The organism is Chthoniobacterales bacterium, assembly GCA_035274845.1.
Taxonomy (GTDB): Bacteria; Verrucomicrobiota; Verrucomicrobiia; order Chthoniobacterales; family UBA10450; genus AV80.
In genome coordinates this window covers 334,723-358,869 of sequence record DATENU010000022.1, presented here as the reverse complement: position 1 = coordinate 358,869, position 24,147 = coordinate 334,723, and the positions used below count along the sequence as shown (strand labels likewise).

16 protein-coding genes are annotated in these 24,147 nt (G+C 59.9%); 9 read left to right on the top strand and 7 right to left on the bottom strand.

Going from position 1 to position 24,147, the window contains the following annotated elements; translation table 11 throughout:
• Positions 1-6: 6 nt before the first annotated feature.
• Complete coding sequence (locus VJU77_17610) at positions 7-483, bottom strand: hypothetical protein (GenBank protein HKP05171.1); 477 nt, start codon at positions 481-483, stop codon at positions 7-9.
• 13 nt (positions 484-496) lie between these two features.
• Complete coding sequence (locus tag VJU77_17605; GenBank protein ID HKP05170.1) at positions 497-916, bottom strand: YciI family protein; 420 nt, start codon at positions 914-916, stop codon at positions 497-499.
• Between the two features lie 269 nt (positions 917-1,185).
• Here VJU77_17605 and VJU77_17600 point away from each other — a divergent pair, with 269 nt between their 5' ends.
• Positions 1,186-1,503, top strand: a complete 318-nt coding sequence (locus VJU77_17600; protein HKP05169.1) for a YkvA family protein — start codon at positions 1,186-1,188, stop codon at positions 1,501-1,503.
• 14 nt (positions 1,504-1,517) lie between these two features.
• Positions 1,518-2,294: a CPBP family intramembrane glutamic endopeptidase gene (locus tag VJU77_17595; protein HKP05168.1), complete on the top strand. Its 777-nt coding sequence runs from the start codon at positions 1,518-1,520 to the stop codon at positions 2,292-2,294.
• Between the two features lie 37 nt (positions 2,295-2,331).
• On the opposite strand, the gene VJU77_17590 is transcribed toward VJU77_17595, so the two are convergent.
• From VJU77_17590 to VJU77_17580, 3 genes are all read right to left on the bottom strand, one after another.
• On the bottom strand, positions 2,332-4,698 hold the full coding sequence (locus VJU77_17590) for an oligopeptide transporter, OPT family (protein HKP05167.1): 2,367 nt from the start codon (positions 4,696-4,698) through the stop codon (positions 2,332-2,334).
• A gap of 111 nt (positions 4,699-4,809) precedes the next feature.
• Complete coding sequence (locus tag VJU77_17585; protein HKP05166.1) at positions 4,810-6,882, bottom strand: oligopeptide transporter, OPT family; 2,073 nt, start codon at positions 6,880-6,882, stop codon at positions 4,810-4,812.
• A gap of 141 nt (positions 6,883-7,023) precedes the next feature.
• Positions 7,024-7,830 carry an FG-GAP repeat protein gene (locus VJU77_17580; protein HKP05165.1) on the bottom strand — a complete coding sequence of 269 codons (807 nt, stop codon included), beginning with the start codon at positions 7,828-7,830 and terminating at the stop codon, positions 7,024-7,026.
• Positions 7,831-7,932: 102 nt separating this feature from the next.
• Here VJU77_17580 and VJU77_17575 point away from each other — a divergent pair, with 102 nt between their 5' ends.
• The 7 genes from VJU77_17575 (at position 7,933) to VJU77_17545 (ending at position 22,416) form a co-directional block, all read left to right on the top strand.
• Entirely contained in the window at positions 7,933-9,285 is a 1,353-nt protein-coding gene (locus tag VJU77_17575) for a toll/interleukin-1 receptor domain-containing protein (GenBank protein ID HKP05164.1), read from the top strand.
• The gene (locus VJU77_17570; protein ID HKP05163.1) at positions 9,282-13,070 is read left to right on the top strand and encodes a hypothetical protein; all 3,789 of its coding nucleotides are present in this window, start codon (positions 9,282-9,284) and stop codon (positions 13,068-13,070) included. Before VJU77_17575 ends, VJU77_17570 begins: the two co-directional genes overlap by 4 nt.
• A gap of 118 nt (positions 13,071-13,188) precedes the next feature.
• Positions 13,189-16,173, top strand: coding sequence for a hypothetical protein (locus tag VJU77_17565; GenBank protein HKP05162.1), 2,985 nt, complete (start codon positions 13,189-13,191; stop codon positions 16,171-16,173).
• A 64-nt stretch (positions 16,174-16,237) separates the two neighbouring features.
• Complete coding sequence (locus tag VJU77_17560; protein ID HKP05161.1) at positions 16,238-17,128, top strand: alpha/beta hydrolase; 891 nt, start codon at positions 16,238-16,240, stop codon at positions 17,126-17,128.
• Between the two features lie 2 nt (positions 17,129-17,130).
• Positions 17,131-18,492: a DUF3142 domain-containing protein gene (locus tag VJU77_17555; protein HKP05160.1), complete on the top strand. Its 1,362-nt coding sequence runs from the start codon at positions 17,131-17,133 to the stop codon at positions 18,490-18,492.
• Complete coding sequence (locus tag VJU77_17550) at positions 18,489-22,100, top strand: hypothetical protein (protein HKP05159.1); 3,612 nt, start codon at positions 18,489-18,491, stop codon at positions 22,098-22,100. Before VJU77_17555 ends, VJU77_17550 begins: the two co-directional genes overlap by 4 nt.
• Complete coding sequence (locus VJU77_17545) at positions 22,003-22,416, top strand: hypothetical protein (protein HKP05158.1); 414 nt, start codon at positions 22,003-22,005, stop codon at positions 22,414-22,416. Before VJU77_17550 ends, VJU77_17545 begins: the two co-directional genes overlap by 98 nt.
• Before the next feature lie 42 nt (positions 22,417-22,458).
• Here the strand turns inward: VJU77_17545 and VJU77_17540 are convergent, their stop codons facing one another.
• On the bottom strand, positions 22,459-23,046 hold the full coding sequence (locus VJU77_17540) for a hypothetical protein (GenBank protein ID HKP05157.1): 588 nt from the start codon (positions 23,044-23,046) through the stop codon (positions 22,459-22,461).
• Between the two features lie 213 nt (positions 23,047-23,259).
• The gene (gene bla, locus VJU77_17535) at positions 23,260-24,126 is read right to left on the bottom strand and encodes a class A beta-lactamase (GenBank protein ID HKP05156.1); all 867 of its coding nucleotides are present in this window, start codon (positions 24,124-24,126) and stop codon (positions 23,260-23,262) included.
• Between the last annotated feature and the right edge of the window lie 21 nt (positions 24,127-24,147).

Here is a 24,147-nt window from a genome sequence, read left to right as displayed (position 1 = left end):
AAGTAATCAGTCAGTCTCGAATTTCTCCCGAATCTTGTCGGCGGTGCGAACGACGGCGTCGCGCGCGCCGCCGGTGCCGGCGTGAAGCTGATCGATGGCGCGATCCATCGCGTTCTTGATGCTCGCCGCCGTGCCGCCTTTTTCTACTTCGCGCGCCACCACGTCTTCCAGCCGCGCGATCACGCCATCCACCGTGTAATTGCGGCCGACCTCGAAATCGCCCGGAGGGTGGTCCTCGATCGCGCTGTAAACATCGATCACCTTCTCGCTGTGCCATCCCCAGCGCAGCACCTTGTAGAAGAGCGTCCCTTCGCGCTCGCCGCGGAGGATGAGATCGATCAACGCCGCCCCGAGCGCTACCGGCATCAGGACGAGGTCGCGGACATTATCGAGCAGCATCTTGATCTGAAAAACGACGACGTCCCGGACGAACTTCCAGCGTTCATTTCGATCGGGCGAGGGAAGGGACGGAGTCGAGTTCATGGGATCGCCGGGCTTACTTCAAACTGCCCTTTTGCACGAACCACTTCAGAAACTCCGGTGTCAACCGCCCCGCTTTCACGGATGGGTCGGTTGCGACCCATTCGCGCGCCTGGTCCACCGAATCGGTTTTCAGAATAAAGATGCCGCGGACATTGCGCCCGGAGAAATCCTCGGTCGGACCCGCTTTGAACAGTTTTCCTTCGTCCGCAAGCCGTCGCATGTTGGCCATGTGTCCCTCCTGAAGCTTGTCCAATTCGGCCTTTGGCTTTTCCGGCGCGTTCGCCGGACGGACCAGCAGAACCAGGATGAATGAGTCAAATTCCATCGGCGCACTCGCAGAGGGCGTCGCGGAGGCGGCCGGCTTTGTTTCTTCCGCGATGAGTGCAAGTGGACCGAGCAAGAGCCCGAGACAAACCAAAATCCTGATCTTCATTCCCCGATGTTCGAAGCAGAGCGGTGGTGGAGACAAGGAAATTTCCGGCCGCGCTTTGGCGTTGTGATGCGGGAATCGGGGAGATAGTGTTCGCGACGGTCCAATGAAAAAATCCAAGCCAGCATCCCGAGCCCGGCGCCCGGCCAAGACCGTGGCGAAACCGAGCGCGCGCCAGCCCGTCGTAACGGTGGGTGACGAGATCACGCGAAGCCCTGCCTTTCGCCGCGCGGCGATGGATGCGGAGAACTACGCGCGAGACCCCGGATCGAATGCGCCAGCTGGTGGAGGACGCGATCGGAAAGATCAACGTGATTCCCCGCGGGCCCTTTGCCGATACCTGGCCGTATTTGATGGCGATGATCCGAGTGCTCCGTGATTATCATCGGGCGGAATATCGGGACGTCTCCGAGACGAACCTGCTCACGATTATCGCGGCAATCCTTTATTTCGTTTCGCCGTTCGATGTCATTCCCGATTGGATACCGGTGCTCGGACACATCGATGACGCGTTCGTGGTGAGCCTCGCGCTGAAATCGGTTCGAGCCGATCTCGACACGTTTATGGCGTGGGAGACGGCCCGGATCTAAGGCGCGAGCCGCCCGTGGAATTTCAAGCTCCCCAAACCGTAGCTGAGCCGCCTGAGCCAGCGAACCCAACCCGCTTCGGGGTGTGGGGCCCGTTCGCCACCGTGCTTTGGAGCGTCTTGATCGCGGTCGTATTCGTCCTCACGGAGTTTGTTGCTATGATCGCGTATGCTTCATTGAGGCCTAACGGAGCGGCGGTATCAGCATTCGTCAGAGAACTGCGATTCGACGGGGGCTTTCACGCCTACTGCACGCTCGCGAGTCTGCTTGTGGGCATGTCGCTTGTCCTCGGTATCGTGAGGCTGAAACGGGGTTCGAACTCGACAGACTATCTGGCGTTGAGGTGGCCTCCTCTGAAACAGGTGCTGCTTTGGAGTCTTATCACCTTCGGCTTTTGTTTGCTATTCGATTGGATCTCCTTGTTGCTGCACCGTCCGATGGTGGGGCGGTTTCTGCTGGCAACCTATGGTGCTGTCTCTCCGAGCTGGATGCTTTGGCTGGTCGTCGTAACGGCTGAGCCGATCTTCGAAGAGGTTTGCTTCCGCGGATTCATCTTTAAAGGACTGGCCGCCTCTCGCCTGCGCTGGCAGGGCGCCGCAATTATTACGGCAGTGCTGTGGACCATCTTTTATCTAACATTCGATTGGTATTGGATTTGCCTGGCGTTCGGGTTGGGCCTGCTCCTCGGCACGGCGCGGGCCATGACCAACTCGACCCTGCTGACCATGTTGTTGCACTGCCTCATAAACGTTCTCGCCACCGTTCAGGTGGCGATCGCGGCGCGGCAAATCTAGTGCTTCGCCGTTCGCGAGTCATCGCAGCGCGATGATCTTACCTGCGTTTCGGAGCAAACCAGACTTCGCGTCCGACCAGATAAAGGAGGACGCAGAGCGCGACGAACGGGATCATCGAGAGCAAGTCGGACTGGGGCCCTTCGAAGAACGGGTTGTGCAGTTCCGCCCACTTTTGAAACGCGTCGAGCCACTCTTTCCAGGGAATGTTGATGAAAGCAAAGATCACCCCGGCCAGGGTGCCGCCGGCGATGTAACCGGAGGAAAGCAGCACACCGCTACTCTTGTCGCCTTCCGCGATGAGTTCGTCCTCGCTCAAAGCGGATCCGGCGTGCTTGCTCCGCGTATAACGATCCACCAGCCAACGCACCATTCCGCCGACAAAGACCGGCGCGGAAGTGGAGAATGGGAGGTAAACGCCGACCGCGAACGCCAGGGCCGAGACGCCCGAGAGTTCCAGGACAATGGCGATGAAGACGCCTAACAAAACCAGGCCCCAGGGCAACTGGCCGCCCAGGATCCCTTTGATGATGTAGGAGACGAGGGTCGCCTTCGGGGCGGTGAACTTCTCGACGCTCGAGCCGTCCGGCCGCTTTTCGTAAACGCCGTTGATTCCAGGGTCCACCAGATACACCGGGAAGCCGTCGTTATTCACCAGATACCGGCCGGCGGGCCCATTCTCGGTATCCGTTTTGTGATAGACGAAATATTCGGTCGAATCGTTTCCAGCTTGCGCGCCCGAAACGCGTTCGCGCTTCGGCTGGCCGCGGTCGTCCTTCAGGTAATCGGCCGGGCTGACATGCGCGCCCGAGAGCGCGGCAAAATCAGCGTTGCCGGCGACGGGAACATAAACAGTCGCGGATTGGTTAAACTGTAAAAGGATCGGCCCGAGGATAAGGGCGGAGGCCAGCGTGCCGATCAGGATCGCGATTTGTTGCGCGCTGGGGGTAGAACCGACGAGAAAACCGGTCTTAAGGTCCTGCGAAATCGTTCCGCCGTTCGACGAAGCGATACAGACGATCCCGCCAATCGAAAGCGCGGTGACAAAATAGGGCGGCGCGGTCCAACCGATGAGGAGGAAGACCAGGCAGGTGAGGAGAACGGTCGCGATCGTCATGCCGGAGGTCGGGCAGGAAGAGGAGCCGACTTCGCCAGTCAGCCGCGACGATACCAGGACGAAGAGAAAACCGAACGAAACGATGAGGAGCGCGCCTAACAAGTTAAAGCGCAGGTTCAACTGGGGCGCGATCATGATGACGATGAGCTGGGCGATGATGCCGCCGACCACCCATTTCATCGACAGATCCCGCTCCGTCCGCGGGACATCAGTTTGGGCCGTGCCGGAGCGGCGCAAGTCGGCCAACCCGCCTTTCAATCCATGCCAGATGAGAGGGATCGACCGGAAGAGGCTGATAATGCCCGCCGCCGCGACCGCGCCCGCGCCGATGTAAAGAATGTAGCGCTTCTGGATTAGCTCGACCGACATGTCGGCGATGCTGTGCGTTTTCTCCGGCTCGAGCGGCAAACTCCCGACCGAGCCGAAATATTTGATGGCCGGAATCAGGACCAGATACGAAAGGACGCCGCCACCCATCATGAGACCCGAAATGCGCGGGCCGATGATGTAGCCGACCCCGAGAAGAGCGGGATTATTCTCGAGAGAAATCGATGCGCCGTCGTACGGCTTTCCGAAAATCTTCTCCGGAACTTCCTTCATGACTTTGAAGACTTGCTGGAGCCCGTAATAGAGAAAGCCGATCGCGAAGCCGCCGATGATAGTTTTGCCGCCGCTGACCGCTTCGTCGGCCGCGGCCCGCGCCACTGCGTCGCCGGCATGGGCGGCATCGCGAGATTCGGGGGAGGCGGCCGCTTTCAACACCTCGGCGCAGGCGGTGCCTTCGGGATATTTCAAAAATCCATGCTGCTGGACGATCAGGGCGCGTCGCAACGGGATCATCATCAGGACGCCGAGGAGTCCGCCGAGGGTGGCGACGAGCATGACGCGCGTCACCTCGAGATCGAACCCGAGAATCATGATCGAGGGCATCGTGACGCCAAGCCCGAAAGCGATCGATTCGCCTGCCGATCCCGCGGTCTGGACGATGTTGTGCTCGAGGATGGTGGCGTTCCGAAGCCTGCCCTTCGATATCCAGGAGAAGAACCGGAAAACCGTGATGGAAAGAACGGCCACCGGGATCGACGCGCTCACCGTCAGCCCGACTTTGAGGACGAGATAAAGCGAGGACGCGCCGAAGAGCATCCCGAGCGCCGTCCCCAGGATGACCGGCACGGGAGTGAGCTCGCGGAGTCGCGCCGAGGGTGGAATAAACGGCCGGAACCGGGCCAGGACCGGGTTTGCCGGGACCACGCCAACAATGTCCGGGAATTCGTTAGGCGGATTCTGCATGTTTGTAGCGGCGGTCTCTGACCGCCGAACGCGTTTTAACGAAGGAGGATGGCCGTCGGACGGATGAGTTACGGTTCACGATTTCGGCGGTCCGAGACCGCCGCTACAGCGCTATGCCGTCCCCGCCTTGTTCGCCATTCGCAGAATCCAGCGATAAAGAACGAATGCGATCGCGATGAAGGCTGCGCCGCCAATAAAGACGGCGGCGGTTTCGAAGTGCGGACCGACCACCGAGAGCGGCGCATCTTTGGCGGAGAAGACAACGATCGCGGAGAGCACGACGCCGATGATCCCTTCCCCGACGATGAGACCTGACGCCAGCAAGACCCCGAGATCCTTGGTCGATTTTGGTCTCGCGGTCCGATCGGCGGCGCGGTCGAAGAACCAGCCGGCCACCGCGCCGACCACAATCATCAGCGTGCTCTGGGTCGGCAGATAAATCCCGAGGCCGACGGCGAGTGGCGGCAGACTCATGGATTTTGTCGTCCGGGAAAGAGTCTCGTTCAGAATAATGACCACGACGCCAATCAGCGCGCCGGTTTGGATCAGGCTCCAGTCGATGTCGGCGGTGATCACGCCTTTGGCGAGGGAAGAAATCAAACCCGCCTGGGGCGCGGCCAAGGGGGTGGCGCGCGTCTCCGCGCCGGGAGCGCCGACGAATCCGTAGGCCTGGTTCATCAGATCGAGGACGGGCGGGATAACGACCGCGCCCGCGAGCACGCCGATGATCAGCGCCACCTGCTGCTTCCACGGAGTCGCATCCACAAGCTGGCCGGTCTTCAGATCCTGCAGGTTATTATTGGCAATCGCGGCGACGTTGAAAATGACGGCGGTGGTGAACAGAGCGAAGGCGATGAGCGCCTTGCCCGCGTCCGCCGGGAGTTGCGATTTCACGCCAAAGACCAGGAGCAAGGCAGCGCCAATGACGACGAGAATGCCAATGCCGGACAGCGGGCTATTCGAAGAACCGATGAGTCCAGCCATGTAGCCGCAGACCGCGGAAACAAAGAAGCTCATCAGGACAACATAGAAAACGCTGCCGATGGTGAGAGTCCACATATGGCTGCCCAGGCCACTTGAGTTCGCGAAATAGGCCAGGACCCATCCGATTGGCAGCATGCAAACCAGAGTGACGATGGCCACGATCCCGATTGGAATGTCGCGCTCCGTGATCGGCAAGGTGTGGGCCTGGCCAGCTTTGCGCGCGCGGTTCGCTGCCATTGCGCCGGCCAGTCCGCTCACGACCGGCTTCACCAGCTTGAGCAAAGTCCAAATCGCGGAAACCCCGATGGCGCCCGCGCCAAGGAAGCGGACATAATTACTCCACACGGCCCCCGTGATTTTGGCGGGGTCGCCCGTGCCGACGGCAGTCACGACCGCCTTCGGAAGATTGGTGGCTCCGGAATTGATCAGGTCGGTCACCATTTGGGAGAAATGTGGGACGCCCCATCCCCAGCCGATCAACGCGCCGACCAGCATCGCAATTCCAACCCAGAGCCCGACCAGGTGCCCGATCCCGAGCAGCGCGAAGGAAAGGAAAAAATCGTAACCGCTGACCGCGCCGCGTTTGCCGATCCGGAAAGTTTGCGCCACATCGGCCGCGAAGATTTGCGTCGCGACGATGATGGCGAAACCCGCGGAAACGATCGAACCCCACAACACCGCGAGCAATCCAGCGCGGCTATGTTCGATGTCGGCCGCATGGGCTTGATCGCCGCTGCCGATCTTGAGCACTTCCGCGCAGGCGACCCCTTCCGGGTACGGCAGATCGGAATTGGTCACCAAAGCGCGCCGCAACGGAATCGAATACATCACGCCGAGAATGCCGCCGAGCGCGCAAATCAGGAATGAGATCCAAAAGGGAAACTCGGTCCACCAGCCGATCATGATGAGGCCCGGCAAAACAAAGATGATCGACGACAGGGTGCCGGCCGCCGAGGCAACGGTCTGGACGATATTGTTTTCCTGCACAGTGGCGTTTTTGAAATAGCGCAGGATCGCCATCGAGATGACCGCGGCGGGGATGGAGGTTGAAAAAGTGAGGCCGGCCTTGAGGCCGAAGTAAACGTTGGCGGCCGTGAAGACGAGCGTGATGATCACGCCGATGATCAGGCCACGAATCGTTAATTCGGGGCGACTTCGTTCGCTGAGGTCGGCAGTTGGGCTTGGCGGATTTGGGTCCATGGTTGGCGTCCGGTTATGAATGAATTCGGCTGGCGGCGGATCCTTGCGCTTGCGCGAGGAGAACGATTCCCGGCGCGAATTGCAACAGGAAAGCGTGGGCTGGCTGTCCCCGCGCCTTGGAGCGACGCCGTCGCTCCAACTTCACGCCCCGCAGCCAGTCGAGATCAGCTCTTCGATTTTCTCCGGCGTGCATCGGTAGATTGTGGTGGCGCCGCCTTCGTAATACTCGCTGTCGACGATCACTTCCATTTTGCCGTCGCCGTCCAGATCGAGCACGGCGAGGACGCGATACCGACTGGGCGCGTTGAATTCCTTTTGCTTCGGATAGAATTCGCCCTCGACCGACTGCGTTTTCACTTTGCCCTCCACGACCCGCCGCAACAGGACAAATGAATAACTTCCGGCCGTGGCGCTCGACGGCATGCCCTTCTTCTTCGTCAGGTAATTGGTCGCGCTGATCAACACCTCCTCTTCCTTGTCGCCATCGAGGTCGACGCGCAGGATTTGCGTGATGTGGACCTCGGGATCCTTCAGGCCTTTTGTTTGAAGAAATTCGCGGACCGCCTGCACATAAACGGGCTGGGTAACATCGGCGCTGCGCGGTTTGCGCGGCAAGGCGTTCCACGAACCACTCAGCGCGATCGCCCCCTCTTCCCGCGGAGGAGAAAGTTTCACCGTCCACGTATCGGGGCACGGTTCGCTCATCGACTCTGGTGTGCCCGCTTTGGTCGAGCCCATTTCTCGATCCAGGCCGTAAGCGCGAAACGAAGTGCCCTCTTTCAGCAGAGCGCCGGCCTTGGCGCTATCGAGCCATTTTCCATTATCCAGCGCTCCGAGGATGTAGTTGTTCTTCAAATCGATAATCACGTTCGCCGGGCCGCCCGCCGCCAGGCGGCAGAAGCAGAGCATCAGGAAAGCGGTAAGCGCGAGGGCGCGGGGTGGGTTCATGAAGCGGAGTCTGCCCGTTCGCCCCAGAGCGACACAAGACCGGAAAGGGCGGCACGCGAACAGTTGCGATTTTGCCCGGTTCCTGACAATCTCACGCCCAGCGTGAACGACGACTCGAAACAATGGAGCAAATTGCTCCAGGCGATTTCCAAGGGCGTTGTGGTCCCGATTGTTGGCCGCGATCTCCTGCGAATCGAGATCGAGGGCCAATCACAGCTTCTTTACGAATATCTGGCGCGGCGTCTGGCCCGGGAATTGGAAGTCGAGGAATGCGGTCCCTGCTCGAGCATCGACCAGGTGGTCGCCGCCTATCTCAACGCCAGCCGCCGCAATTCCCGCGACGACGTTAACGTCAAGAGCTTCGAGATTCTCGCGGAGGTGCAGGGACAGGTTGAAGTTCCCGAGCCGCTCCGAAAGCTGGCCGCCATCGAGCCGCTTCGTCTGTTCGTGAGCACGACGGTGGATTCGTTGCTTGCCAAAGCCCTCGGCGCCCCGGCGGATCACGTCTTCGCCTACGCTCCGAATTCCGCTCTCTGCGACATCCCGCGCGATTACGCGCGCTCGCCTCACCGAGTCGTTTTTCATCTTTTCGGAAGAATTTCCGGCATCCCGGACAGCGCGTTGATCGACGAGGAGACGCTCGAGTTTATCTGGAAGCTCCACGAAGAATCGATGTCGGGGCGTCTCGCGAATCTGTTCGACGAGTTGCGGACCAAGCGCCTGTTGCTCATCGGCAATGCCCACCCCGATTGGCTCGCGCGGTTTTTCGTCCGGCTCAGCCGCCGCGAGCGCCTTTATAGCGGCAACGAAGCGCGGGAATTCGTCGCCGATGGGGCGGTGGTGTCCGACGCTCACCTGCGCGATTTCCTGGAGAACTTCAGCCCGCAGACGAAATCATTTGGCGTCGCCAATCCGATCCAGTTTGTCGATCAGTTATCCGAAAAATGGGAAGCATTCACGGACAAGCCCGCCCCTTCCGAGGTGCACGCCTCGTTCACCTCGTCCAAGCCGCCGGCGGTTTTCGTGAGTTATGCGAGCCAGGATGTCGAATCGGTGGAGCGGCTCCAAAGCACGCTCGGCAGCGCCGGACTCGATGTCTGGTTCGACAAGGGACGGCTGGGCTCGGGCGATCCCTGGTGGCCGGTGATCGAGCAGAACATCGCCAGCTGCGACGTTTTTGTGCCGGTCATCTCCGCGAACACCAACAAACGCGACGAAGGCATTTTTATTCGGGAATGGAATCGCGCCCTTGAGCGGCTGCGCGACATGGACCGGGCGACGGCCCGGCTGATTCATCCGGTGATCATTGATGAAACGCCCGAGAGCGCGGTGAGCTTTAGCGGCTTCCGCGAGTTCCACTATTCCCGCGCGGCCGGCGGCGAGCCCAAGCCGGAGTTCGTCAAGGTTCTGACCGACATCGTGCGCGAGCGCCGCTTGAAGGCCGCTGCCCAATGAGCGAACCGGTGGCCGAGCGGGCCGACGCGCAGCATCCCTGGATCGGGCTGGCCTCCTTTACCGAAGGCGATCGCGAATTTTTCGCCGGCCGCGGCGATGAGATTGAGGACCTCGTTCGCCTGGTCCGGCGCGATACGCTCACTTTGCTCTACGGTGTCTCGGGTCTTGGGAAAACATCATTGGTCCAGGCCGGTTTGTTTCCGGCGTTGCGGGAAGATAATTTTCTGCCCGTCCCCATCCGGTTGGATTTCCTCGAAGACGCCGCGCCCCTGGCCCGACAAATCCTGAACGCCATCACCGAGGCTGCGGTCGCGGCGAGAGTGGAAGCGCCGCAGCCGCAGCCGGATGAAACGCTCTGGGAATATTTCCATCGCGAGGGCAACCATTTCTGGAGCGCGCGGAACGACCTGGTGACGCCGTTCCTGGCGTTCGATCAATTCGAGGAAGCTTTCACGCTCGGGCGGGAAACGGCGTCGCGCGTGGCGCGGGTGGAAGCATTCATCGTCGAGCTTGCCGACCTGGTCGAGAACCGTCCGCCGGCGGCCTTGCGCGAGGATCCTTCACGCGTGAAAGGTTTCAACTTCAAGCCGGCGCCGCTCAAGGTCCTCCTGGCGATGCGGGAAGATTATCTCGCGGACCTCGATCGCATTCGCTCCCAATTCCGTGCCCTCGGCCAGAACCGCCTGCGCCTTTTGCCGATGGGCGAAAAACAGGCGCGGCAGGTGATTGCTCTCGGAGCCGGGTTACTGGCTCCGGGCGTCGAGGAGCGCATCGTGAAGTACGTGGCCGGGGCCACGGCTGAAACCGGCGAGATGACCGTTGCCCCGGCCTTGCTCAGTCTCGTGCTGAGGGAATTGAACGAGCGCCGCCTCACGCGCGGTCCGGACGCGAAGATTACGCCCGACCTCCTGGATGTCGAGCAGCACAAGATCTTCGAGGATTTTTACCTTCGCACGCTTCACGATTTTCCGCCGGGCGTGCGCCTCTTTATCGAAGACGAACTCCTCACCGCGAGCGGGCATCGCAACAGTTCCGCGCTGGATGACGCGCTAACCCGGCCGGATGTGACCCTGCCGATTCTCAATGAGTTGGTGAATCGCCGGCTTCTGGCCTACGAAGACCGCCACCACACCCGCAGGGTGGAACTTACCCATGACGTCCTCGTTCCCGTCATCAAAGCCAGCCGGGATTCGCGGCTGACCCGCGACGCTCTGGCCCAGGCAGAGCGTCTCCGCGTTCAACAGGTAGCGCAACAGCGGAAGCAACGCCTAACGTTCGCGATCGCCTGCGCCCTGGCGGTCGCCCTGGTGGCTACCCTGTGGGGCGGCTACTACGTTTTCGTCAAGGAACACAAGGCCTACTACAGCGAGTTCATCAAGCGGAACGGGTTCCCCGTGGGATCGATTCCCATCTCCGAGGAGGAAGCACGCCACCATGGTGTTTCCTACCTCCTAATCAACAAAGGCGTTACTTTGGAAGGGTGGCGGGTCCGGTGGAAACCCGCCTTCAGAGTCGTCGTCGTTGATTCCAACCTGAAGCCAACGACGAATCACAACCTCGGGACCTACTTGTGGAAACGCGATTCGGATTCCGGTGACAGCGAAAGCGGCCAATCGCAAGCGCGCGCCGAGCGGCTCGGTCTCCACACTTTCTGCCAATGGGAGTTAGTGTCGAACGACAACGGCGAAATCATCTACGAGCGCGGGCTGGACCGGGACGGCAACATGGTATTTGGCTTCGTCTATTCGTTGCCTGGGACGGACCGGTCGTCCACCCGGCTGGCTCACTTCGTGGGGCCGGATGGATTCCCGCAAATACAACGCGCCTCCCAGGCCGAGTATGTTTCCATCCACTACGACAAAGACGGATGGGAGGACCGCATTACTTATCGAGATGGTAAGAACCTCCCTGCTGCCGGACCCGACGGCGCGTTTGGACAAAGCGTGACTTACAATTCTCGCGGCCAGGTCACTCAGCTGCTTTCGCTCGACGCCGACGGCAAGAACATGCGCGACAGCGCCGGCAACTGTGGCTTGCAGTACACCTACAATGAAAAGGGATTTGTCACCGAGGTCCGTTCCGTGGGGCCCGACCTGAAGCCGATGCCGGTCAAGGATGGCTGGTATATTTCCAAGAGCGAAACTGACGAACATGGGAGGCTGCGTCGCAGCACCTTCCACGGGGCAAATGGCGAGCCGGTCCTGCACAAGGATGGTTATCACGGCTGGGAAGTCGAGTTTGACGAACACGGAAACCAGATCACGTCGACCTATCTGGGGCTGGACGGGAAGCCAACCCTGCTGGCGGCCGGGGTCGCTATCTTCAGGTCTACTTATAATGAGCAAGGCAAGACCACGCGGATGAGTTACCACGGCCTAAACGGTGAGCCCGTTCTGCACCGGGACGGCAACCATGCCTGGAAAGCACAGTTCGACGGCCGCGGAAATCAGGTTGCCCTCACTTACGTCGGTTTGGATGGGAAACCGACCCTGGTGACCTCAGGTTACGCGATGATGAAGTCGACCTTCGACGCCAGGGGCCGGAAGACCCGGCAAGCTTACTTCGGCGTCAATGGAGAACCAGTCCTGCACAAGGATGGCAACCATGCCTGGGAATCCGAATACGACGGCCGGGGAAACGAAATCTCGACTACCTTCCTGGGAGTGGACGATAAACCTGCTGCCTTGCTGGCCGGTTACGCCATCGTTCGAAAGAAATACGATTCCGACGGCAATGAGCTGGAGCACGCTTATTTCGACGCGGGCGGGAATCCGACGATTGAAAAGGAATCCGGGATTCACAAGGCGGTTAATAGTTATGACGGCCGGGGAAAGGTGATCCGGAAGAGATATCGCGGCGTCAACGGCGAACCGGTGCTGCATAAGGACGGCAACCACGGTTGGAACGCCGAATACGACGAGCGAGGGAACGAGATCGTCGATACCTATGTAGGCCTGGATGAGAAACCGATGCTGCTTGTCGCCGGCTTTGCGACGATCAAGTCGGACTATGACGCCAGCGGCAAGCAGACCCGCCTGAGCTTGCATGGGGTCAATGGCGAACCGGTTTTGCACAAGGAAGGCCATCACGGCTGGGACGCGCGCTTTGACGAGCGGGGAAGAAGGACGTCGAAAACGTTTTTTGGTCTCGACGGAAAACCGCTCCTGCTGCCGGACGGTTACGCCACGGTGAAGTGGAGCTACGACGCGCGCGGAAATGAAACCAGCGCGACCTATTTTGGGCCCGATGATCGTCCGGCGCTCTACCAAAAATCGTATCACGGCTGGAAGGCGCAATTTGACGATCATGGCAATGAGATCGTCCGGACGTTTATCGGTCTGGATGGGGAGCCAATCACGCAGGAAAATGGCTTCGCGATCGTCAAGGGTACCTACGATGTCCATGGCAGGATGACCCGGATGACGTTTCACGGCGCCCATGACGAGCCCGTTTTGCACAAGAACGGCCACCACGGATGGGAAGCGGAGTACGACGAGCGCGGCAATGAAATCAAAACGACCTACCTCGGCCTGGATGAGAAGGCCGGTCTTTTGCCGAATGGATTTGCCATCGTAAAGGCGACCTTCGACCCGCGAGGGAATGTTACCCGGCAGACTTATCATGGGGTGAACGGCGAGCCTGTCCTGCACAAGGAGGGCTACCACGGTTGGGAAGCGACCTACGACGAGCGCGGAAAGCAAATGACCAAAATCTATTTCGGCCTGGATGGAAAAACGATCTCGACGATGAAGCAAGGTGCCCTGTCGGCCAAACCCAATTCCTGAAATTGCCAGACCCTGAATGAAACATTTCTCTCTGTTTGGCGTTGCACAAATCCTTGACCGGTTCCGATAATTCAGTTAAGGCCGGAAAAAGCGACGATCTCCTTCACTGGCCTTCCAAATGTTCAACCTCCACAGGAAGCTAACGGCGCGTAATTGGCTGATCGCGGGTTACGCAGCGCTCACTCTGGCCTCCGTCCAAGCGCAAAGTGTGCTCATTCCAAGCACGACGCGGCGAGACATGGTGTTCGACTCTACCGGGCAAAAGCTCTACATCACAAACTCCACGGGCATAGTCCAGACTTTCGATCTGGCCACCCTTACCTTTGGAACGAGCTACAACCTGGGCGGCTCACTCAACGGGCTCGACATCGCGCGGGACAACTCATTCCTGCTGGTGGCGCAGAACACAGCCACCGCCTCTCAAGGCACCTTTCACAAGGTCGCTTTGCCTGCCGGAACTGTTACCAACATCAATTACCCGCTGGCATTTGGCGAAGCCGGCGCTTGGGACGTGGCGATTGGATCAAATGGATTGGCGCTGGCAACGACCCGGTATGCTGGCTCAGGCGATGTTCCTCTGCGGCAGATTGAATTGGCTACCAATGCCATCAGCATTCGATCGGATGCGCCCGGCGGACTGGTAACGGCAGGTACGGCGATTCATCGTAGCGGCGACGGAACGCGGTTCTTTTTTATGGAAGGGGGTGTTTCTAGCGGACCAGTCTTCACATATAACGCGACGACGAACACTTTTGGGCTGAAGGCGAACACTGGTATATCCCTGGATAGCGCCAGCGGAGCGGTAAATTTCAACGGCAGCCTGATCGGGCTTCGCGTATTTAATTACCCGGCTTCATTAAATACGGCGCCGGATTTTGGCTATATTCATACCTTTAACGGGCTAGATGGGGGTGTCGCTTTCAACGCCATGTCGGAAATCTTTTACGGTGTGAACAGTGGGACCGACCAGATTATCGCGTATGGCTCACAAACATTCGCCGAATTGTTCCGCCTCAACATTGGCGAAGACATTTCTTCCGGTTCAGCTCAATTTGGGATCGGAACATTGGTAGCAAGTGGGGACGGCCACTGGCTTGCCTTGGAAACCCCCGCGGGTATACGTCTTTTCCAAGTTTCACCGGGACCGACTCCGACTCCAACGCCAACGTCTACCCCAGGTTCTCCCACACCCACGCCGACACCCACTGCCACGCCTGCTGGTGGGGTGCTGATACCGAGCACGACCCGGCGGGATATGGTGTTCGATTTTGCCGGACAAAAACTTTACATTACGAACTCCAACGGCATCGTCCAAACTCTGGATCTGGCAACGCTGACCTTTGGACCGAGCTATGATCTGGGCGGCTCCCTTAATGGAGTTGACATAGCGCGAGACGACTCATTTCTCCTCGTAGCGCAAAACGCCATCGGCGCTGCACAAGGGGTGTTTCACAAGGTAGCTCTACCTACGGGAAATGTTACCAACATCAGTTACACGCGCGCCTCGGGCGAGGCCGGCGCCTGGGATGTGGCGATTGGGTCAAATGGATTGGCATTGGTGACGACCCAATTTTCTGGGTCTGGAACGACTCCGCTACGACAGATTAATTTGGCGACTAACGCCATAAGCATCAGATCCGTCCCTGATCCTGGGGGAGAGCCGCGGCAGAATACGCAAATTCATCGCAACGGTGGCGGAACCCGATTTTTTTTGCTGGAGTCCAACGACTCCAGCGGACCAATGTTTACCTATGATGCGAGTGCCAATACTTTCGGGCCTCTTGTAACCAATGGAGTCGATTTGTCGAGCTCCACTGGGGCAGTGGAGCGAAGTGGCAGCTTTGTTGTCCTTCAAACATATGTCAGCCAGCCCTCATTAAGAACCGCACCGGCTTTGACTGTGCTTCGTACCTTTGGCTTTATTGATGGAGCTGTCGCGTTCAATCCAATGTCGGACACCCTGTACGGCGTCCACAGTTCGACCGACCAAATCATTGCGTATAGCACGCAAACGTTTGCGGAATTGTTCCGCCTCAACATCGGCGAAAACGTATCCGGCGGTTCAACTCAATTTGGAACCGGAACCTTGGTGGCGAGTGCCGACGGCCGCTGGCTCGCTTTAGAAACGCCAGCGGGGATACGCCTTTTCCAGCCTCCCGCGGGTCCAACACCGACTCCCACACCTACACCGGGCCCGGCCACTCCCACGCCCACCCCCTCGGCGACCCCGACCGGCACGCCTATTGGGACTCCGACTCCGACTCCCGCGACCACGGCAACACCGAGTCCGACAGCGACTCCGTCTTCCACTCCGGTCTCGGCCCGGGCGTTGAATATTTCGACGCGGATTCGAGTCGAAACGGGCAACAATGTGCTCATTGGCGGCTTCATTATCACTGGAAACGCGCCCAAGACCGTGGCGGTCCGTGGTATTGGGCCGTCCCTTTCCCAGTTTGGAATTAGCGACACACTCGCCGATCCCACCCTCGAGCTTCGTGCCAGCGACGGCTCATTGATTTTAGGAAATGACGATTGGCAGGATAATTCCGCGCAAGCGGCCCAATTGACCGCTCTCGGCTTGGCTCCGACCGACCAGAAAGAGGCGGGATTGGTCGCGACGCTCCAGCCCGGAGCGTACACCGCGATCGTGGCCGGGAAGGACCAAGGCACTGGCGTAGGACTGGTGGAAATCTACGACACAAACGGCCTCGCTGATTCACAACTGGCGAACATCAGTACTCGCGGTTTTGTCCGGACTGCCGAGAACGTTATGATCGGAGGATTTATCCTTAGTGGAACGAACAATACTCAGGTGGCAGTCCGAGGAATCGGGCCCTCCTTGGAGCAGTTTGGCCTTAGTCCCGTGCTGGCTGACCCTGTCTTAGAGCTGCACGACAGTAACGGGACGACCCTCGTCATGAACGACGGCTGGCTGGACGATCCTGTCTCAGCCGCGCAACTAAGCGCGGCCGGTTTGGGGCTCTCCGATCCGAAAGAGTCGGGAATCTTTACATCACTGCCGCCCGGAGCATTTACCGCTATTCTCGCCGGGAAGAGCGGTGGGATTGGGATAGGTCTCGTCGAGATTTATAACGTGCATTAGAGCAACCGATTCGTTGAAACTGGGTACAAATGACTACCCAGACTGTGAAATTGCGCGGCGTTAAATGAAAAAATTTCTCCGGGCTTTGGTATTTATCACCATGACCTCGCCACACATTAACCTCGACGCCAAGACCCTGACCTGGTCCGAGCTCGGCGGAATGCCGCTGCCGGCGGCCGGGGAACGCATCACTTACGGCAATGGACCGCAGCAATTTGGCGAGCTCCGCGTTCCGAGTGGTCCGGGTCCGTTTCCAGTGATGATTGTGATTCACGGCGGCTGCTGGCAGAATGAGTTCGATTACGTTTACATGACGCGGCTCGCCGAATGGTTGACCGAACACGGCGTCGCGACCTGGACGATCGAGTATCGGCGCCTGGGCGACGCCGGTGGCGGGTGGCCCGGCACTTTTCTCGACGTCGCTGACGGGACCGACGCGCTTCGCGGAATGGCCGAGAAAGCGCACCTCGACCTGAAACGAGTTTTCGCAACCGGACATTCAGCCGGCGGCCACCTGGCCCTTTGGCTGGCGAGCCGGGGAAAGCTTCCGAAATCCAGCGAGCTTTACCGTGAAAATCCTGTCGCGATCCAGGGCGTCCTCGGACTCGCCGCGATAACCAACCTGGAAAAATATCGGATCGGCCCGCCAAACAGTTGTCACTCTTCCGTCGAACCTTTGCTTGGCGGCGGGCCGGATAAGGTTTCGTCGCGTTACGCCGAGACCTCTCCGAGCCAGCGGCTGCCGATCGGCGTTCGCCAAATCTTCATCCAGGGCGAAAAAGATCCGATCGTCGAGGCGGCGTCCGTCCGCGAATACGTCGAAGCCGCGAAGAAGGCGGGCGATCACGCAGAGATTTTGCCGCTGGCTGAGGCGGGCCATTTCGAAGCCTGCGTGCCGTTGCCGCAAACGGCATCGGTTTTCGAGGATGCGTTGCGAAGGCTGATGAGTCCGTAGGCGTGACTCGGACTTGCCTTCAGAATTGCTGCCTCACGCTGTTACTCCTGAGTCTCGGCAGCGCGGCGGCTTTCGGGTTCGACACGGAGTATTGGGCGTGGCAGCGGAACGAGCCAGCAAGCGCGCAAGAGTTGGCGGAACTCGAGGCCCAAGGTGTGCGCGCGATCCACTGGCAAATCGGTGAGCTGGTCCAGAGCGGCGCGGACTGGCGGTGGCGCGCGCGCTTTGATCTGCCGCCGAACGTCGCCGGACTGCGCTTCGTTCCGGTCGTGCGCCTGGAATCGCAGGAGCGCAACCCATTTACCGCGCAAGCCAACGAGTCTCTTTTCTCGGCCCTGACGGCCGCAACCAGGGGCGCCGATGAATTGCAGATCGATTACGATGCGCCCGATCGATTGCTTCGCGATTACGCGGCGACTCTGAGACAGCTTCACAAGCTCGTGCCGCGGGTGACGATCACGGCCCTGCCGCACTGGGCGCACAGCTCCGGCGCCGGCGAGTTCCGCGGCGCCGCGGACGAGCTGCTCGTGATGCTCTACGATTTCGAACCCGATCCGAAGGGAGGACCGCCGTTGCCGTTAATTGTGCCGGACAAAATCGATCGATATTTGTCGGAGTGGAATGAGGTCCAAATTCCATGGCGTGTCGGCCTGCCGGTATTCGCACGCATGACGGTGTTTGATCCCGACGGCAAGTCGCGCGGTCACGTTCGCAACTGGAACTGGGACGATGTCTGTTTCAGCAGCGCCCTCGAGGTTGTCGCGCCGACCAACCTCGGCGTGACCACGCTGCGGGCGAAACGCGATACTCGCGTGGACAACGCGGTGGTTCGCGCCGGGCAGTTGGTCACGGCGCGGTTGCCCGATCGGGCCGCGCTCTCGCGTGCCGTGTCGGCAGCGCAGAAAACGAACGCGCGCGGCGTGGTTTACTTCAGATTTCCCGATTCGACCGACCCGAGCGGCTGGTCGTTGCGCCAGCTTGGACATCTCGACGCCGCGCCGCAGTTGTCAGTCCATGTAAATCCGGAGACGTCCCAAATCGAGCTGCTGAATAACAGCGACGCCGATCTCGTGTTTTCCGCTACCGCCGGCGAACGCGGCTACGTCCTGCAAATCGAAGCGCCAGCTCCGGTTTTTCGCGATGCCGGCGAGGGCGAATTCTGGCGGGTAACCGGCGAAGCCGATGGACGGGCGGCGCCGATTCAATTGGCCACGCGGCTGACGTTTTGGTTCAGTCACCTGCGGGCCCGCCAGGCGCTGCGGACCGGACCGATTCGGCTCGCACCGGCGGCGAACTTTTCGCAAGCTCAATGGCGCATCCTCAATTTCGCTTCGCAATCGCAATGGCAACAAGTGACACCATGAGAATTCGATCCTTTTTCCTCTGCGCGGCGGTGATCTGTCTCGCCTTCCGCCTCGCGCAGGCAACCGGCGGCGGCGAATTCGATCAGCCGGCCATCATCCTTGGCGAAACTCTCGACTGTCTTCCCGGCAAATCGCTCGGCGAAATTTTCCTTGAGACGTCACCGGACCTGAAAGACGACGGCAAAGCGCCCGACTTCGAGGGCGAGTTAAATGCGATCGCCGATCAGCTCCGGACCGAATCGCCGGCCGCGCTCACGACGAAGGTGGATGAACTGCTCGCCCAGGCGCGCCGCGATCCTGAGAACGCGAAATGGTGGTGCAATTTGCTGGAGGACGTGCGCGATTTGCTAGTCGGCTCAGCCACGGACCGCGCGGCGGCGGCTGATTACCTCAAATGGCGTGTCGCGCACCGGCACTACTTCGGCTTCCCTACGGAAAAGAAAAACCGCTGGGACGAGGAGGAGACGCCATCGACGCCGCCGGGGGCGGCTGGTGAGTTGGAGGAGAAAGCGAAAGCGGCAAAAGACGGACTGCGCGCCCACTGGCTCTTCCTCTCCGGCGCCCTGACCTACGTCCAGGGCGATCGCGACAAGTGCCGGCCGTGGTTCGAACGCGTGCTCAAGGAATTTCCGAAACATCCGCGGGCCGAAGCCGCGCAATTCCTCCTCGCGCGCTGCTCCTTTTTCGATTCGCGCCGCGGAAGCGATAACGACTCTTCCAGCAAGACTGACGACGAACGCAAAGGCGCCAAGCTTCGGCTCGATGCCCAGGTCCTGTTCGACCGATTCCGAACTGCTTATCCGCGCGGGCGCTACGATGCCGACGCGCTCGGCTGGCTCGGCGCGCTCGCTTTCGATGGCCACGATTATCTGAAGGCCCTCGAGCATTACATCGCGCAAGCCGAGACCCCCGGACACCCCGAGACGCTGAAGTCGGCGTTATACATGTGCGAAAAATGCCTGGTCATCATCGCGGCGAAGCCGGACGCGCCGGCGGCCTATACTTTGGTCGCACGCCATCCGCGCATCGCGATGGGATTTGCTTATCTCGTTCTGAGCGCGCCGGAGGCGGACAATTACAACGGCGAGTACGATCCGCCGGCGACCGTGAAAAAATGGCGGCGTATCGTCCTGCCAAAGATCGCCGCGGCGGTCGCGCAACAAAAAGACCTCTACAAGGCCGGCGATTGGCAGCCACGCTACCTGGCGCTTCTCGCCCAGGCGGCGAGCGCGTCCGGAAATCAAGCCGAAGCCTTGCAGCTGACGAATCTCTCGCCCGCACAGCTCGACAGAAGTGACGATCTGTTGTTCGTCCGGGCGATCGCGTTCGAGCGCGCGAAAAAACCGGCGGACGCGATTGAGGCCTATCGCAAGTTGCTGAAGAATTTTCCAGACGGCCCCCTCACGCTCGGCGTGCGCCTCCGGCTCGGTCTGGCGCTCCAGGATAATCACCAGGCGGGCGAGGCGTTCGTCGAACTGGTGCAATTGCTCGCCATCAACGACAAAAACAAGACGGCGCCGGCGCCGTCGCCAAGCGCCACCCCGTCTGAAGAAAACGCGGAGAAAGAAGAGGAAACGCCGGCACCGATCGAGGAGCGGAGCCAGCTCGAAACAGGCCGGTTCGTCGACGGCACCAATTACCGCTACTCAGTCAGCGATTGGAAAATGAGGACTAGCGCGATCTATCCAAACATCACCGGGGCCGAGTTCGAGCAGATCCAGGAAGCGATCGATACCTTGCTCAACTTCGCGCCGCTGCCGGAGCTGGTGACCGCCGCGACAAGCGATCGCCTCGCCGAAAGCGCGCGCAAGGAACTCCGGCAGATCATCGCGGAACGTTATCTCGCGCAGGAGAATTTTGCCGAAGCCCGGAAATTTCTCGATGACGGCGGAGCGAAAACGATCGCGGCGCAGTTGGAAAAGCTGACCGCCGCGGCGACGAGCGGGGCAGGGGACAAGGCCGAGCCAATGTTGCAATTGGCAAACACGTGGGCGGAGGCGCGCGGGAAGCTGTTGCGCGTGCCGCTCGACGCCAACGCCGGCGCCGACAACGTCACCTACAATCACGAGCGTCCCGAGCAGGTCGCGGAAAGGCCGGTCGCGTTGTTGCAGGTAAACCCTGCGCTCACCCTCACTCATCGCCGCGAAAACGCCCGCTCAATGGGGATCAAGAACCCGGACGCCGAGCTCGCCGAACGCGATGAGCTGCGTCACGCGTCCCGCTGGTGGATGAACGCGGCCCGCGCCCGCCCTGGGTCGCCCATTTCCGCGGAGGCGCGCTGGAAAGCGCTCGAAGCGATGCCGAAACTCGCGCGCGCTTCCGACTACGCGGAGCAGCTCGCGCGAGAGATAAACGGCGAAGCGGTTTCGCGCGAAATTTATCAGCGGCTCCGCACCGAATCTCCGAATTCAAAAGAAGCCACGCGACTGGCCGCTTACTGGAGTTTTCCCTCCGCGGAAAATACGAACGCAACCAACTGGGAGGACGATACGGATCTGCGGGACGCGAATATCATGGGCTATCCGATCCATGATTTCGGCGGGCTCGCGCCGGAAGAGAAGGCTACCTCGGGCGACAACCAGAACCCTGAGGAAGCATGGAGCGACATCCAAAAACGGGTCGCGGCCATGCGCGATCATCTCCACGAGGGAGACATCGCCAGCACGGGCGTGATGGTGCGCGAGCTCCAGGCCAAGGCCCAGGGGGCGATCACGGACACGGGCGATTCTTATTGGATCAACTTCCTCGACGACCTCGCGCAGTTTTTCTCCGAGCCGAATCTCACTCCGAAAATGCAGCAGACCTACGTGAACATTCGGCTCGACGTGTTGCACCGCACGAATTTGTCGGAGCACAGGCCGCCTCCCATTTCGACGAAAGAGGATACCGACGCAGCGGTCGCCGCAGAAATCGCGCAGGCGCAAAGCGATCCGGCGAACAAGCCGATCGCCGATTATCTCGAGATGTCCCTGCTGGCCCTGAAAGCCGGCAACCGCGTCGAGGTGGAAACCGATATGGCCGACGCGAAGGAACCCGACAGCCATTCGGTTTACACGACGCGCGATCATGCCGGCATGGAGAAAATGGCGCGCGATTTTTTGGCGAAATATCCAAAGAGCAAGAAGCGCGAGGCCGCGGTTTTCGTCCTGGCCCGTTCGGTGCACGCGCTCTCACGTCCCTACTACACCCGTAACGGCGTGCCGTTGGCTGAGGTCGATCCGAAAGATGCGCTGGTCGAGATCCAGCAGAAATTGTATCAGCGTGAGCAGTTCGACCCGAAGCGCGTCCTCGGTGCGCTCGACGATTACGATCGTGAATTTCCCAAGGGCCGTTACGCCGCCGAAGTTCGCAATCTGCGCGCGATGACTCTCTGGCGGATGCGCGACTGGCCGGGCGCCCTCGATCTCACCCTCGCGCAGTTGACCGACACGACCAAGCGCGAGCTTATTCAGGAGGCCTCGTTGCGCCTCGCCAATATCTTCGCCGCCCTCGAAGAGGCGAGACAAGCCCATGAAAACCAAATCGTTCTTAGCCGGATGTCTGATTCTGCTGATGTCCTCGAATGTGTTCGCCCAGGCCGATTTTCCGGCGTTCTGGAAGAAGTTTAAATCGGCTGTCACCGCCGGTGATAGGGCCGCCGTCGTGGCGATGACAAAATTCCCGCTCTCGATGCCGTACCTTCAAAAGAAAGTAAAAGACAAAGCGGATCTTCTCCGTCGCTACGATGAAGTCTTTAACGGTGAAGCCAATGCCGCCCAATGTTTTGCCAAGGCTAACCCAAAAAAACAGTCCGCCAAGGATTACGATATTTACTGTCCTTTTAAGGCGACGCCAAAGGACCTAGAAAACACCCCGATTCGTTACTATTTTGAGCTAACCGCCGCCGGCTGGAAATTCGCCGGCCTCGATAACGTTAACGAATGATTCGCGACAGCTGACGGCACGAAGGCGTGCCGTCTCCAGCGGCTACTTCGCGCGCTTTAGGCGGTAGCCGTCCGCCTGCGCGCCGGAGCCGCTGCCATACTCGACCAGGCCGACGCCTTTCTTCCAGACGAGTTTTGTGAAGTGGCCGGAATTGTGGCTCCAGAGATAAGTGCAGAGATCGCCTTTGACCTCGATCTTGGTTTCGCGCAGTCCGTCTTCGCGCGAAACGACTCCTTTTGTGATGCCGTAAACATTGTCGGGCTCGAACGGGGGCGGTGAAGTCAGCTGCTCGATTTTCTTCACCGCTGCGTCGTTATTCTCTTCGTTCAGCAAGACAATCTGCTCGTCGGTCACGATGAAATAGAGAGGAGGAATTTCCCGTTTCTTTGCGGCCTTCGATTTCAGGTCGACGAATTCAATTTTGAAGACCGCGCCCCAGGCAGTTTTAGCTACCCGCGTCGTGACCCCGCGAGCGGAGAAGGGGCTGTCGTCCGCGAGATGCTCTCCCCATTCCGTCCCGCGGAACTGAGCTAAAATCGGCTTATCGTTCGACGCGCTGAGAAATGGGTTCGCGCCGTGGGCCGCGGCGGCAAACAAGACGGAGATTACGGCTGTGGTGATCGGGTGCATCCGACGCAGGTTAGCAATCCCGGGCCTGGCAAGGCACGCCCGAAATGAGACACCTCATCTGGGTGCGCGGCGTCCGCCGCGGCGGACGCCCCACAATTAGGAAGAAAAATAAAACCGCGGATTACGCGGATTACGCGGATGCCTGGGAGGGGGAATTAAGAAAAAATCCGTGTCATCCGCGCGATCCGCGGTTAACCGAAGCTGCTTTTGCTCTTATTTGCTGAGCAGGTCGATCGCAATTTCCGCCGCCTCGGCCACCAGCTTGTCGCGCTCTTCAGATGAAACGGCGGGAACGATTGTGTAGATGGACAGAAACACCGGCCCACCCGAAGGCGGCCTCAAAATGGCGATGTCATTGGTAGCGCCGTTGCTGCTGCGGCCGGTCTTATCGCCGACCTTCCAATCCTTCGGCACGCTCGCTCGGATCAGCGTTGCTCCGGTCTGGTTCGCCTGCATCCAACCTTCCAGGCGTGTCCGCGAAGCTTGAGTGAGGAAATCCGAGGTCAGCAATCGTTCCAGGTCGCGGCCCATCGCGGCGGGCGTAGTTGTATCGCGGTCGTCGCCATCCTTCCCGGTGTTCAGCTCCGGCTCCATGCGATCGAGCCGCGTGGAATTATCGCGCAGGGCCCGGGCAAGTTCCGTTACGCCTTTGGGATCGCCGATCGCGTCGAGCAGGAGGTTGGCAGCGGTGTTATCGCTCTGCGTAATCGCGGCCGCGCAGAGCGCGTCCAAAGTCATCCCGCCTTCCTTCACATGCTGACGCGTGACCGGCGCATGCTCGAGCAGCTGCTTTTCGTCGTAGCGCACAAACCGATCGAGCTTCTCCTTGTTCTCATCCACCCGTTTCAGGATGGCTGCCGCCGCCAGCACCTTAAACGTGCTGCACATTAGGAAGCGTTGGTCCGCGTGATATTCGATCCGTTTGTTCCGCGAAACATCAAATGCAGCGATGCCAATCCGCGCTGAAGCGTGTTTTTCCAGCGCAGCAAATTTCTCGGAGGCGTCCTTCTCATTTTCAGCCTTGGCCAAGAAAAGCGGCGTCACCAGCAGTCCGGCAACCAGAGCGGTGAAGTATTTCATCGCTGCATCTTTGCAAGACAT